This window comes from Kingella bonacorsii (assembly GCF_016623605.1).
Lineage (GTDB): Bacteria > Pseudomonadota > Gammaproteobacteria > Burkholderiales > Neisseriaceae > Kingella_B > Kingella_B oralis.
Genome location: NZ_JAEHNZ010000002.1, coordinates 355,917 through 368,635 on the forward strand (window position 1 = coordinate 355,917; position 12,719 = coordinate 368,635).

General features: G+C 54.9%; 16 protein-coding genes and 2 tRNA genes. 9 read left to right on the forward strand and 9 right to left on the reverse strand.

The window, feature by feature from the left end; all coding sequences use genetic code 11:
• Positions 1 to 21: 21 nt before the first annotated feature.
• The 5 genes from ruvA to dnaA all read right to left on the reverse strand — a co-directional run bounded on the left by ruvA (position 22) and on the right by dnaA (position 4,286).
• Entirely contained in the window at positions 22 to 609 is a 588-nt protein-coding gene (gene ruvA / locus JDW22_RS06680; RefSeq protein ID WP_200522409.1) for a Holliday junction branch migration protein RuvA, read from the reverse strand.
• Positions 610 to 704: 95 nt separating this feature from the next.
• Positions 705 to 1,808, reverse strand: coding sequence for a DNA polymerase III subunit beta (gene dnaN, locus JDW22_RS06685; protein WP_200522410.1), 1,104 nt, complete (start codon positions 1,806 to 1,808; stop codon positions 705 to 707).
• 61 nt (positions 1,809 to 1,869) lie between these two features.
• The gene (locus JDW22_RS06690) at positions 1,870 to 2,211 is read right to left on the reverse strand and encodes a hypothetical protein (RefSeq protein ID WP_200522411.1); all 342 of its coding nucleotides are present in this window, start codon (positions 2,209 to 2,211) and stop codon (positions 1,870 to 1,872) included.
• Between the two features lie 80 nt (positions 2,212 to 2,291).
• On the reverse strand, positions 2,292 to 2,645 hold the full coding sequence (locus tag JDW22_RS06695) for a hypothetical protein (RefSeq protein WP_200522412.1): 354 nt from the start codon (positions 2,643 to 2,645) through the stop codon (positions 2,292 to 2,294).
• A gap of 75 nt (positions 2,646 to 2,720) precedes the next feature.
• Positions 2,721 to 4,286, reverse strand: coding sequence for a chromosomal replication initiator protein DnaA (dnaA, locus tag JDW22_RS06700; RefSeq protein ID WP_200522413.1), 1,566 nt, complete (start codon positions 4,284 to 4,286; stop codon positions 2,721 to 2,723).
• A gap of 211 nt (positions 4,287 to 4,497) precedes the next feature.
• Here dnaA and JDW22_RS06705 point away from each other — a divergent pair, with 211 nt between their 5' ends.
• From JDW22_RS06705 to yidC, 7 genes are all read left to right on the forward strand, one after another.
• Positions 4,498 to 5,358, forward strand: a complete 861-nt coding sequence (locus tag JDW22_RS06705; RefSeq protein WP_200522414.1) for an SPFH domain-containing protein — start codon at positions 4,498 to 4,500, stop codon at positions 5,356 to 5,358.
• 54 nt (positions 5,359 to 5,412) lie between these two features.
• Positions 5,413 to 5,976 (forward strand): hypothetical protein, encoded by a 564-nt coding sequence (locus JDW22_RS06710; protein ID WP_200522415.1) that lies wholly within the window; start codon positions 5,413 to 5,415, stop codon positions 5,974 to 5,976.
• Between the two features lie 52 nt (positions 5,977 to 6,028).
• Positions 6,029 to 6,565, forward strand: coding sequence for a hypothetical protein (locus tag JDW22_RS06715; protein ID WP_200522416.1), 537 nt, complete (start codon positions 6,029 to 6,031; stop codon positions 6,563 to 6,565).
• 144 nt (positions 6,566 to 6,709) lie between these two features.
• The gene (gene rpmH / locus JDW22_RS06720; RefSeq protein WP_002214728.1) at positions 6,710 to 6,844 is read left to right on the forward strand and encodes a 50S ribosomal protein L34; all 135 of its coding nucleotides are present in this window, start codon (positions 6,710 to 6,712) and stop codon (positions 6,842 to 6,844) included.
• On the forward strand, positions 6,845 to 7,192 hold the full coding sequence (gene rnpA / locus JDW22_RS06725) for a ribonuclease P protein component (RefSeq protein WP_200522417.1): 348 nt from the start codon (positions 6,845 to 6,847) through the stop codon (positions 7,190 to 7,192). It begins immediately after the preceding gene.
• Positions 7,193 to 7,370: 178 nt separating this feature from the next.
• Positions 7,371 to 7,583 carry a membrane protein insertion efficiency factor YidD gene (yidD, locus tag JDW22_RS06730; RefSeq protein WP_200522418.1) on the forward strand — a complete coding sequence of 71 codons (213 nt, stop codon included), beginning with the start codon at positions 7,371 to 7,373 and terminating at the stop codon, positions 7,581 to 7,583.
• A gap of 17 nt (positions 7,584 to 7,600) precedes the next feature.
• On the forward strand, positions 7,601 to 9,304 hold the full coding sequence (gene yidC / locus JDW22_RS06735; RefSeq protein WP_200522419.1) for a membrane protein insertase YidC: 1,704 nt from the start codon (positions 7,601 to 7,603) through the stop codon (positions 9,302 to 9,304).
• 145 nt (positions 9,305 to 9,449) lie between these two features.
• Here the strand turns inward: yidC and JDW22_RS06740 are convergent, their stop codons facing one another.
• Positions 9,450 to 10,097: an isochorismatase family protein gene (locus JDW22_RS06740; protein WP_200522420.1), complete on the reverse strand. Its 648-nt coding sequence runs from the start codon at positions 10,095 to 10,097 to the stop codon at positions 9,450 to 9,452.
• Positions 10,098 to 10,169: 72 nt separating this feature from the next.
• Positions 10,170 to 10,301 carry a hypothetical protein gene (locus JDW22_RS13900; protein ID WP_268884217.1) on the reverse strand — a complete coding sequence of 44 codons (132 nt, stop codon included), beginning with the start codon at positions 10,299 to 10,301 and terminating at the stop codon, positions 10,170 to 10,172.
• 157 nt (positions 10,302 to 10,458) lie between these two features.
• Between JDW22_RS13900 and JDW22_RS06745 the strand changes: the two genes are divergently transcribed.
• Both JDW22_RS06745 and JDW22_RS06750 read left to right on the forward strand, forming a co-directional pair.
• Entirely contained in the window at positions 10,459 to 11,304 is an 846-nt protein-coding gene (locus JDW22_RS06745; protein WP_200522421.1) for a C40 family peptidase, read from the forward strand.
• Positions 11,305 to 11,341: 37 nt separating this feature from the next.
• Entirely contained in the window at positions 11,342 to 11,983 is a 642-nt protein-coding gene (locus tag JDW22_RS06750; RefSeq protein ID WP_200522422.1) for a YdcF family protein, read from the forward strand.
• A 505-nt stretch (positions 11,984 to 12,488) separates the two neighbouring features.
• Here the strand turns inward: JDW22_RS06750 and JDW22_RS06755 are convergent.
• Both JDW22_RS06755 and JDW22_RS06760 read right to left on the reverse strand, forming a co-directional pair.
• Positions 12,489 to 12,563: transfer RNA gene (locus tag JDW22_RS06755), tRNA-Glu, on the reverse strand.
• Between the two features lie 18 nt (positions 12,564 to 12,581).
• Positions 12,582 to 12,658, reverse strand: a tRNA-Arg gene (locus JDW22_RS06760).
• Between the last annotated feature and the right edge of the window lie 61 nt (positions 12,659 to 12,719).

A 12,719-nucleotide genomic window follows, 5' to 3' on the forward strand; every position in this document is an offset into this window, starting at 1 on the left:
GCCTGAGTTGGAAGCCTAACATCATTTCATCAGGTTTTTCAACGCCAATCGCACGCCTTCGCCCACATCCGTATCGGCGGGGATGCCTTTGGTGGCGGCGCGGGCTTCGCGTTCGTTGTAGCCCAGCGCCAGCAGCGTGCTGATGATGTCTTCGCTGGCATCGGGCGTGGCGGCGGGGGCGAATAAGCCTGTTGCCTCGCCGCTGGTGGGGGCGAGTTTGCCGCGCAGTTCCAAAATCATGCGCTCGGCGGTTTTCTTGCCGATGCCGGGGGCGGCAGACAGGCGTTTGATGTCTTCTTGCGCGATGGCGGCGGCCAGTTCATCGGCACTAAGCGCGGAGAGTATGCCCAGCGCGGTTTTCGCGCCAATGCCGCTCACTTTCACCAGCTGGCGGAAGGTGGCGCGCTCGGCTTTGCCGGCGAAGCCGAACAGCAAATGGGCATCTTCGCGCACGATGAGCTGGGTGTGGATGTGGATGCTGTCGCCGATGTTGGGCAGTTGGTAAAAGGTTTGCATGGAGACTTCCAGCTCGTAGCCGATGCCGTTTACGTCGATGGTGATTTGCGGCGGGTGTTTTTCGGCGAGTTTGCCGGTTAGATGGGTAATCATGGGAATCTTTCGGGAAGGGGTTGGCAGGCGGTGCAATATTTTCAGGCTGCCTTATCTGTGCACGATAAAGGCAGCCTGAAAACGGGTTAACGTAATTAAATCCGCATCGGCATCACGATGTATTTGAACTCGGCGTTGTTGGGCAGCGTAATCAGCGTGGAGCGGTTGGCATCGCCAAATGCGATTTGGATGTCGTCGCTGTTTGCGCTGCGCAGCACATCCATCAGGAATTGGATGTTGAAGCCGACTTCCAGGCTTTCGCCCGCGTAGGCGATTTCCAGCTCTTCGCTGGCTTCTTCCTGCTCGCTGTTGCTGCATGTGATTTTCAGGCTGCCCGGGGCCAGTTGCAGGCGCACGCCGCGGAATTTTTCGTTGGCGAGAATGGCGGAGCGTTCCAGCGCGCCCAGCAGCGTGGCGCGGTTGATGACGAAGATTTTGTCGTTGTCCAGCGGGATGACGCGGTTGTAGTCGGGGAATTTGCCGTCGATGACTTTGCTCACGATGGTGGTGTCGCCGCATTGGAAGCGCACTTGGTTGTCCAGCAGCTCAATGTGGATGGCTTCTTTGGGCTGGTTGAGCAGCTTCACCAGTTCCAACACGGTTTTGCGCGGCAGGATGATGTCTTGCTTGGCCAGCTCGGCTTCGATGGTGGTGCTGGCGTAGGCAAGGCGGTGTCCGTCGGTGGCGACCAGGCGCAGTTGGTTGCCTTCCACTTGCAGCAGCAAGCCGTTGAGATAATAGCGAATATCTTGCACCGCCATGCTGTATTGCACTTGGCTAATCATGTGTTTCAGCGTTTCTTGCGGCAGGGAAAATTGGGTGTGGGTGGTTTCGCCGATGTTCATGGTGGGGAAATCGGCGGGCGGCAGGGTTTGCAGGTTGAAGCGCGATTTGCCGGCTTTAAGCGTGAGCTTGTGTTCGTCCAAATCCAGTTGCACGGTGGCGTTTTCGGGCAAGGCGCGCAGGATGTCTTGCAGTTTTTTGGCGTTGGTGGTGAGCTGGAAATCGCCTTGTTCGCTGTCTGCGCCTTGGGTGTGGATTTGGATTTCCAAGTCGGTGGCGAGGATGTGCACTTTGCCGCCTTTGCTTTCCAGCAGCACGTTCGCCAAAATGGGCAGGGTGTGCTTGCGCTCCACGATGCCGGTGGCGGTTTGCAGGGGTTTGAGCAGCGCGTCGCGCTCGGTTTGTAGGATTAACATGGTGGGGTTTCCTTTGTGTTGGTGGTGTTTAGAGAGATTGGGGATGCGGTTTTCAGGCTGCCTATTCGGGCGGCTGATGCTTATCGGCTAGGCTTTGCAGCCATGTGAACACGGCGCTATACAGCAGCGGACTAATCAATAAGCTGTCTATATTGTGTTCGCGCAGCATATAGTTTGCGCCGAAGATGCCGATGAATGTGCCCAGCGCATAAAGCGGCAGCCTGAATTTGCCTGCGTTGCGGGTGTTGATGTCCCACATGGTCCAAAAGGGGATCACCAGCAGGCAAATCACGCCGAAGCTGTACCATTCTTCGCGGGTGATTTTGCCGTCTAGCGCGGAGAAAATCAGCATGATGATGGCGATAAGGATGAGCGGTTTGAATTTTTGGCGATAGTTTTGCATGGGGGTAATTCGCGTTGGCTTGGCTGAAATTTGCTTTGTTCGTTTCAGGCTGCCTTTTGGTTGTTGCTGGCTTGTTTCACTTACTCTTGTTCGGCTGCTGCGCGCATCAAATGATTAGCATTGAAAATCGCCGCCATGCTCAATGCGATGGCGCACGGCACGAAAACATAGCCTATCCATGCAAACGGTTCGCCGAAATAAAACGATATGGCAAGCATGGAAAGCGACACATAGCCAAAGTTAAAAGCAAAGCGTTGGCGCGCAGACCATTTCAACGGCAAGCTGTTGATGCCGAAAAAGCCAGCCATCCCAGCAGCGGCAATATAGTGGCGCAGGGTAATCGGATCGCCGCGCAGCATATCGCCCAACATAAACGCGCCAAACAGCGCCAGCGTGCCTGCCAGCCATTTGATGCTATTCCAGAGTTTGTTCATATTGCTTCCTTTTGCTGGATGGCGTTTTCAGGCTGCCTTTGCTGAACCATATAGGCAGCCTGAAAACACTGCTCACTAATGCTGTATCACAATCAACAACTTCTCATAATCCTGCTTCAATTCAGGCTCGTCTTGCCGCAGCTTGGCGATGGTTTTCACCGCGTGCATCACGGTGGTGTGGTCGCGCCCGCCAAATGCGTCGCCAATGGCAGGCAGGCTTAGGTTGGTGAGTTCTTTGGTAATCGCCATGGCGATTTGGCGCGGGCGGGCAAGGTTGCGGCTGCGTTTTTTGCCCAAAATATCGCGGATGCTGATGTGGTAATGGTCGGCAACGGCTTTCATAATCAGCTCAACGGTAATCGGCTTGTAGTTGCTGGCAACGATATCTTGCAGCGCGTCGGTGGCGAGGTCTATGTCTATGGTGCTGGCTTTGCTAAATCGGCAGCGCGCAATCACGCGGTTTAACGCGCCTTCCAGCTCGCGCACATTTTGTTTTACGTTTTGCGCGATAAAGGTGGCGGCATCTTCTTCCAGCATAATGCCCGCGGCTTGGGCTTTGCGCTCCAAAATGTCCACGCGCATTTCCAATTCGGGCGGTTCTAGGCGGATGGTCATGCCCCATGAAAAGCGCGACACAAGGCGTTTGTCCATGTCTTCCAAGCTGCTGGGCAGCTGGTCGCAGGTGAGGATAATTTGCTGGTCGCGCGAGTGAAAATGCTCAAACAGGAAGAAAAACTCTTCCATGGTGCGGTCTTTGCCTGAAATAAATTGAATATCGTCGATAATCAGCAGGTTGTAATGCAAATATTGTTGCTTGAAGGTGTCCCATGTTTTGTTGCGCACCGTTGCCATAAAGGTTTTTAAGTATTCATCGGAGTGCATATAGCGCACTTTGGCTTTGGAATTGAGCCGCAGCAATTCGTTGCCGATGGCTTGCACCAAGTGGGTTTTGCCCAAGCCTGTGCTGCCGTACACGAAAAACGGGTTATACATGCTGTCGCCCGGTTTTTCGGCGATGCTTTTGGCAACGTTTGCCGCCAGTTGGTTGCCCTTGCCTTCCACCAGCGTGTCAAAGGTGTAATCGGGGGAAAGATTGGTTTGGTTTAGGCGTTGTTCAGCGGCTTCGCGTGCTTGCTCGGCGGCGATGGCGGAGAGCTTGGCGGCGGCGTTTTCAGGCTGCGTTTCGTCTGTTTTTTTGCTGGGACGCAGGTTGCTCATGCGCTCGGCTAAGATGTCTTGCGCGCTTTTGTTGCGCGCGGGGCTTGGCGTTGGTTCGGATGCGGGCGCGGTTTCAGTTTTAGTTTGCACTTGGCTGCCGTTTGCGGTTTTCAGGCTGCCTCTATCGTTGTTTACAGGGCTAACCACATCCGCAGGCACTTGCGCCATTGCCACGCGCTCGCCCACGCCTGCTTGAAACAGCAATTCGGGCGCATCGGGCGCAATCAGCGCGGCGGCTTCGTGGATTTTGCGGGCGTATTGGGTGCGCAACAGGTTTGCCGCAAATTGGTTTTTGGCAAACAACACCCACGCGCCATCTTGTTCGCCCACCGTAATCGGCGCGATGTCGCGGGAAAATTGCTGTTCGGAAAGCTCGGATTGCAACAGAGCCAGACATTGAGACCAAAATTCAGAAAGACGCATGGGACTACTTTATTACGTTGTGGATATATTTGTTATTATACCGCAAATTTTTGTTAAGCCCGCGCCGTTGTGGATAACATTATCCACAGTTTTTTTGGGGCATGATGGGACTGTTGTCAGCAGCCAACAAATCATAAAAAATCACGAAAAATCAATCGTTTTTACACTATAATCCAACCCATTCCCAATCCTCAACCAATAAGGAGTTCCCATGAGCCAGTCATACAGCAAAAAATACACCATGCCGCATCTTAACGGCTTTGCCGCAGCCGCCGTGTTGGTAGCAATCACGCTATTTGTGGTGTGGCGAATGTTTAGCGCATTGGAAAACGGAGCGGGCGGCTTGGGTTTCCTGCTGCTGCCGCTGGGATATGGCTTTACGCGCTTTCGCGTGGTGCAGCCTAACACCGCTTTAGTGGGCACGCTGTTTGGCAAATACGCAGGCGTGTTGCCCAAATCGGGCTTTTTTTGGCTGTTTCCGTTTTACAGCACGGTGAGCGTGTCGCTCAAAACCAGTAACTACGTTACCGCCACGCTGAAAGTAAACGATGCCTCGGGCACGCCGATTGAAATCGCCGCCGCGATTGTGTACCACATTGACAACCCCGCCGCCGCGGTGCTGGATGTGGAAAACACGCACGATTTCCTGCAAGTGCAAAGCGAGGGCGCGCTGCGCGTATTGGCAACCCACCATCCCTACACCAACGATGGCACGGCAGACAGCCTAACGGGGCATTCGGACAAAATCTTGGAGCAATTTCGCCGCATGGTGCAAGAGCGCGTGGAAATCGCGGGCATCAGCATTGACGAAACGCGCTTCACGCATCTGGCTTACGCGCCAGAAATTGCCCAAGCCATGCTGCGCCGCCAGCAAGCCGAAGCGGTGATTTTGGCGCGGCAAACGCTGGTGCGCGGCGCGATTGGTATGGTGGCGGGCACGGTGGTGGAATTGGAAAAACGCGGTATTGTAGCGATGAGCGAGCCTGAAAAAGCCAAGCTGGTTACCAATATGATGACCGTGCTGCTGTCCGAAGAAAACGCCGCGCCTGTGTTGAATGTGAGCGGAGATTGATTGGTTTCAGGCTGCCTAGCAATGTTTAGGCAGCCTGAAAAATAAGGAAAACCGATGAAAGCAAACAATTATGATGCCCTACTCACCTACGCGCGATTATTGAGCGAATTGCAATCGGGCGAGCTTGAAATCTCGTGGCAGAAAATCACGCCCATCAGCAAACAAGACCACCTGCTAACACGGCAGCACTTGCACCGTCTGATTTTGCTAGGCTTGCTGCTTATGGTAACGGCAGCACTGGCATTACTTTTGAGTTTTGACGAACAGCAAACCGTTGGAATGCTATTGGACATCGTTGGAATACTATTGGGCGCGACAGCGTTTTTCCTTGCAATAGCAATACTGAAAACAGAACTGCCCGATGCCATCCGCATTTTGCGCACCCCAATCGGCACAATGCAGCCTGAAAACTTTACGCTCTATTTCATCGAAACCCGCAGACACAAGCACAGCTATTACCCCAAAAACACGCTACAAACCCGTTGCGACAAATACCTGCCCGATTGGGACAGCTTCACGCAGGCAGACTGGCAAGCCCTGCTCCCCGACGCGCCCAATCCCGAAGCATTGCAACAACTCATCCGCGCCATCCAAAAACGGCTCGCCGAAGACGAATAGTGATGTTCAGGCAGCCTGAAACCGTTTTTATCATCCAACCAAGGAAACAATTATGCAAAACCATTCAACCCCCGACACCCCATTCGCCGAAGTGCTGCACGCCGCGCAAGCAGGCGAAATGGAAATCTCATGGCAAAAAACCGCGCCCGTTACCGAAAGCGAACGCAACGCTGCCCGTCAGTTGAAAAGAACGTTTGGCTACACCCTGCCCGTGCCCGTGCTGCTCACGGCTGTGGTTTGTTATCTCGTCCCGCATCTTTTCTTTGACGGGGGTAAATTATTCTTGCCCACCATCATCGTTTTCGCGCTATACAACATCATCACGCCCCTCTCAACACTATGGCTGATGAAACGCTACAACCGCTTTTTAGATTTGCCCACAGGCGTATCCCAGCCCGCAACCTATTATCTGCGCTTCAAAGAAATCCGTAATGTCCCCAAAGGTTTATCCGTTCACCGTAGCATAACCGTTCGCCTCAATTACTCCAAACTCACCCCACACGACTGGCAAACCGTATTGCCCCAAGCCGAGCAAAACGAAGTACACCGCCTCAGCCAAATAATTATCCAACGCCTAAACAGCCAATAAGCCCATAACGTTTTCAGGCTGCCTTACCCCCGCCATAAAGGCAGCCTGAAACCCCGCAATCCGCTTATTTTGTTTGACAAATCGCATCAAAACAGGTTTAATGCGCCGTTTATTTTTCCCCCAATATTTGATTAGGAAACCAACATGAAACGCACTTATCAACCCTCTGTTACCAAACGCAAACGCACCCACGGCTTCTTGGTTCGCTCAAAAACACGCGGAGGCCGCGCCGTTTTGGCTGCCCGCCGTGCCAAAGGTCGCAAACGTTTGGCTGTGTAATTGGCTTATCGCTTTGGCAAAGCCTATCGGCTGCTCACAACGGAAGAGTTTTCTTCCGTTTTTGCATTAAGAAAACAGCGTTCGCGCTCCTTTCTTGCCGTGCTGCAATCGGAACACAATGCGCTGGGGCACGCGCGATTGGGCTTGGTGGTGGGCAAAAAAGCCGCCAAACGGGCAAACAAGCGCAATTACATGAAGCGCGTCATCCGCGAATGGTTCAGGCTGCATCAACACGAATTGCCCGCCAAAGATTTTGTGGTGCGCGTGCGCGTGCTGTTTGAGCGCGAGCAGTATCACGAAGTTTGCCAACAGCTAGCAGAATTGATGTTGCCCCGCCCATGCAAATAAGTTTCAGGCAGCCTGAAAGTTGATTTTAGCTTCGCAGAAGCTCGTAAACTCGCTTTCAGGCTGCCTAATCGCGCGTTAAGCAGGTGCGCATTTGTAAACATTCCGCTTCATCGCTTGGATTTTCCCAACCCGCCGCCATGTTGCCCCACTCATCCCCATAGGCAGCCTGAAACGTCCCATGCTCCGTAAACTCTTTCTCGCGCTTATCCGCTTTTATCAACTCTGCATCAGCCCGCTTATCCCGCCGCGCTGCCGCTACACGCCCACTTGTTCGCAATACGCGATTGAAGCCGTGCGCAAATACGGCGCGCTCAAAGGCGGCTGGCTCGCCCTCAAACGGCTTGCCCGTTGCCACCCTTGGGGCGGCTGCGGTTACGACCCCGTCCCCTAGTTTTAGGAAACACTCTCATGCAACAGCAAAACCCATCCGATTTCAAACGAATGCTGACCACCGCCGCTGTGGCGATTGTCTTTATGATGGCTTGGCAACACTTCTTCCCCGCCGCCCAGCCGCAACAGCAAGCCGCGCAACAGCAGCAAACCGCCGCGCAGCCGCAAGCCGCCCCATTGGGCGCAACCGTGCCCGTGAGCGTGGAAACTGACACCGTTAAAGCTACGATAGACGAAAAATCAGGCGATTTGCGCGGCTTAACCCTGCAACACTACGATGCCACCCACGACACCGCGCAAAGTTTCACCCTGTTCGCCGACGGCAAGCCGCTCACTTATGTTGCCCAATCCAATTTGGTGGATGCCAACGGCAACAATATTTTGGCGAACGCCAATTTTCAGGCTGCCACCAAATCGCAAACGCTCAACGGCGACAAACTGGAAGTGCGCCTATCCGCTCCCGCGCAAAACGGCGTGCAAGTGGACAAAATTTACACGTTTACCAAAGGCAGCTATTTGGTAAATGTGCGCTTTGAGGTGAAAAACACCAGCAGCCAAGCCGTGAAGCTCGGCACGTCGTACCAAATCGTGCGCGACAACAGCAAGCCCGCAGGCGAAGGCTGGTTCACCAGCAGCTATGTGGGTCCGATTGTTTACACGCCCGATGCCGACGCATTCCAAAAAGTGCAATTTGCCACGCTAGATAAAGACTTTGAAGCAGGCAAAGACACCGCCGAATACCAACGCAAAGCCTCGGGCGGCTATGTGGGCATGATTCAACACTACTTTGCCTCGGCATGGATTATGCAGCCTGAAAACGGCGAAAACCTGTGCACAGGCGGCTCATGCACCATCGGCATCAAACGCCTGCCCAGCAACCTATACAGCGCAGGCGTGAACACCGCCGCGGTGGACATCCCCGCAGGCGGCAGCAAAACCTTCGCCGCTAATTTATACGCCGGCCCGCAAGTAACCAGCATCCTGAAAACCATCGCCCCCAAATTTGAACTCACCAAAGACTACGGGCGCGTGCATATTTTCGCCTCGCCGCTGTTTGCCCTGCTCAACTGGCTGCACGGCATCATCGGCAACTGGGGCTGGGCAATTATCGTGCTCACCTTGATTGTGAAAGCCATCCTGTTCCCGCTCAACCAAAAAGCCTACAAATCCATGGCGAAAATGCGCGCGGTGCAGCCCAAAATGGACGCGTTGAAGAAAAAATACCCCAACCCCGAAGACCGCATGGCGATGCAGCAAGAGCTGATGAAGCTCTACCGCGACGAGAAAATCAACCCGCTGGGCGGTTGCCTGCCGATGCTGATTCAAATGCCGATTTTCATCGGGCTGTATTGGATGATTTTCCTATCGGTGGAATTGCGCCAAGCGCCGTGGCTGGGCTGGATTCACGACCTATCGCGCCCCGACCCGTTCTACATCCTGCCGATTCTGATGGCGGTAACCATGTATCTGCAAACCAAAATGAGCCCGCCGCCCAGCGACCCCACCCAAGCGCAAATGATGAAAATCATGCCGCTGATGTTCTCGGTGATGTTCTTCTTCTTCCCCGCCGCGCTGGTGCTGTATTACGTGGTGAACAACCTGCTGACGATTGCCCAGCAATGGCTGATTAACCGCCAAACCGCCGCCGCTGCGCCCGCCAACGGCGCGCCCAAAGTGGAAGTGTTGGACAAAGAGCCGACCAAAAACAAAAAGAAAAAATAACCGCTGATGCGTTTCAGGCTGCCTAATCGGTGAACGATAGGCAGCCTGAACTGTTTTTAGGGCGCGCAAAGGCAGCCTGAAATCCAAAATGGCGCGGCGGCGCGATGTGCCGTTGCCGTTTTCAGGCTGCCTCAGCCGCCTGCCTTTACCTTATCTCGCCCCGCTCCCACAAATACGCCGCCATCGCCGCCGCATCATCCAACACCACCGCGCCTGCCGCCTGCATTTCATGCCACGCTGCTGCCACCGTGTCTGCCGCGATGCCACGGCACGCCGCCCTGTTCACCAACACTTGCCAATCGCCGCCGCGCAAAAGCTGCAACACCGTGGTTTTCACGCAATAATCCGTTGCCAAGCCGCCCACCAGCAACACCGTCGCGCCCTTGTCGCGCAGCCATTCAATCAGCCCCGTGCTCAATTTTTCCGCCAAATCGTGATAACACGCGCCGTAGGGGTGCATATCGGGCTCAACGCCTTTCCACACGCAAAAATCGTAGGCGGCAACGGGTGGCAATTCGTCCAGCAATTCAAAGCCTTGCGTGCCAACAATGGCGTGCGCCACCCAAGCCTCGCGCGCGTTGGGCAAGCCTGTGGGGCGCAGTTGCTCGGCATGGCTGGCGCAAATCCAGCGGGCGGCGGGGCTGTGCGCGTCTTTGCTCATCACGCGCAGCTGGGCAAGCCGCGCTTGGGCGTTGAGTTCCGCCGCAATCCGATGCCCTTCGTGCACGGGCAATTCGGCAGGGCAAAGCGGGGTAAAGGTTTTTTGCGCATCAATGTCTAGGGAAACAATCATGGTATTCCTTGCTGTTATCGGTTTTCAGGCTGCCTATTATTCACCACAAAGGCAGCCTGAAATCATTTCGCGTTACACAAATTCGGTCAAATGCTCTGCGCTCACGCCTGTGTTGGGGTCAATCCCCAAATCGTCGCTGTCGCCCGATGAAGCGCAACCTGCCAACGCCAAGCCCGCCAGCACAATCCAAAACCATTTTTTCATGGCAATCATCCTTGTTCATAGTGTGGAAAAGCCACGATTGTAGCACAAGCCGTTTTCAGGCTGCCTTTTGCCACCGCCAGCCATTGCGCTGCGCCCCTTGTTTTGCCACAATAAGCCATCTTGTTTAAGCCACTTTGTTAATTAAGGCAGCCTGAAAATGTATCGCGCTCTCCTGTTGATTACGGCACTCCTGCTTTGCGCCTGCGCCACCGAATGGCACATTCGCCGCAGCGACAACGGCAAAACCGCGCTGCGTCTGCAAAGCGTGCGCAACAGCACGCTGCCTGAAAACGGCTTAACCTTTATCCGGCCGAGCGATTTGCGCGCAGGCGATATTTTGTTTTCTTCCGAGGGCAGCATCCGCTCGCTGGGCATCCGCGTGTTCAGCAACGCCGCCGTCAGCCATTCCTTCATCTATTTGGGCGACGGCAAAATCGCCGAAGCCGTGGGCAGCGGCACGCGCATCCGTGCGCTAGACGAAGCCTTGCAAGAAACCAATCTCACCGTTGCCTTTCGCCGCCCCGATTTAACCGCCGAAAACATCCAAGCCATCATCGCCTTTGCCGAAGAAAAAAACGGCAGCGGCTACAACCACCTCGGCATCGCGCTGCAAGCCCCGTTTTCCATCGCGCGAAACGCCTGCGAACTGCCCGTTATCCCCCGCGCCATGCGCCATTTGTGTCTCAACGCGCTCGCCACCATCACCGTCCCCTCGCTCGGCAGCAAGCGGCTGTTTTGTTCGCAATTAGTCATCGAAGCCTTCAACCGCGCAGGCAAACCGCTCACCACCGTCCAACCGCAATGGGTGGACCCATCCGACATCCTGCACATGCGCGAAGACGACATCGTCACCATCGCCCCCGTTGCCAAGCTGCAATACATCGGGCATCTGCAATGCACGCCCTCCATCTGGAACCTCAGTTGCCAAACCCGGCCAGCGCCGCATCCGCCATCATCCGCCAGCCCGCCCAACCCCGATTTTCAGGCTGCCGATGCCAACTAGCGCAGCCTGAAAACCCACCCGGCCCGTTTAACCCGCCATGCCGCAAAAATCCACCCTGCGCTATCTGCGCTACGGCTTCCTGCTCAGCATCCTCAGCATTTTCGCCCTGCAAGCATGGTGCGCATGGCAAGTCTACCAATACGCCCACGCCCCCGCCGCGCTGCCCAAACACGCCGATGCCGCCGTCGTTTTAGGCGCAGCCGCATGGGGCGACAAGCCCTCGCCCGTGTTCCGCGAGCGCATCAACCACGCCATCGCCCTGTATCAATCCGAACGAGTGGAAAAACTCATCTTCACCGGCGGCACGCGCAAAGAAGGCTACCCCAGTGAAGGCGAAGTCGCCCGAAAATTCGCCATCAAACAAGGCATTCCCAGCCACGACATCCTCTACGAAACCCGCTCCAAAGACACCTACCAAAACCTCGTCAACACCCGACTGCTCATCCAAAAACACAAAATCCACAGCGTCATCATCGTCAGCGACCCCTACCACATGGCGCGCGCCGTCGCCATTGCCCGCGATCTCGGCATCCCCGCCACCCCGTCGCCCACGCCCACCAGCCGCTACACCGAAGCATCCGAGCAGGCCCGCTGGAAATTTTTCATTGAAGAAAGCTACTCGCTGTTTATCTACCGCCTGCTGCACGCGGGGCGCACCGTGTTGAATTGGATAGATTAGGCAGCCTGAAAAGCCTTATCCCCATTTTCAGGCTGCCTCAAAGCCCAAACCAAAGAGCAGCCTGAAAACCACCCCCGCATAACAAAACCCCTGCCAAACCGATTACACGTGGTTTGCAGAGGTTTGATTCAAATACAATCAGAGCATCGAGCGCCCAACCAAACAGCACGTTGCCGGCATCATCATTGCCGCCCTTGCTGCTGCGGCTGCCGTTATCGCTTGGGTTTGCCGTCATGCCCTGAGCGCACGGCTTTCCGCTTTCTACACGAATATTTGTACTTCGGCGGGCAGGCGGCTTAAATAAATAGGCATTCTTTTGAATCTTTGAATTTCAGGCTACCCATGCGGATGCAATCGGCAGCCTGAAAACAGAAAACAGTATTAAGGTTTACGGCGGCATTTATCTAACGCCGCGGCAACCGTTAAACCCAAACCCATACAGCGCAGAGCGCGCAAAACAAAACCTGCTTCAACCTAAACAGGTTTGAAGCAGGTTTTGAAAACTTGGCACGCCCAGGGGGAATCGAACCCCCGTTACCGCCGTGAAAGGGCGATGTCCTAACCGCTAGACGATGGGCGCGTCTAAAAATAGATTTCTTGGCGCACCCGGAGCGATTCGAACGCCCGACCCTCTGGTTCGTAGCCAGATACTCTATCCAACTGAGCTACGGGTGCGTATTTGCATATCCAATTTAATCTCAATGCAAGTCAAGAAAGCGCGAATAATACAGAGCAA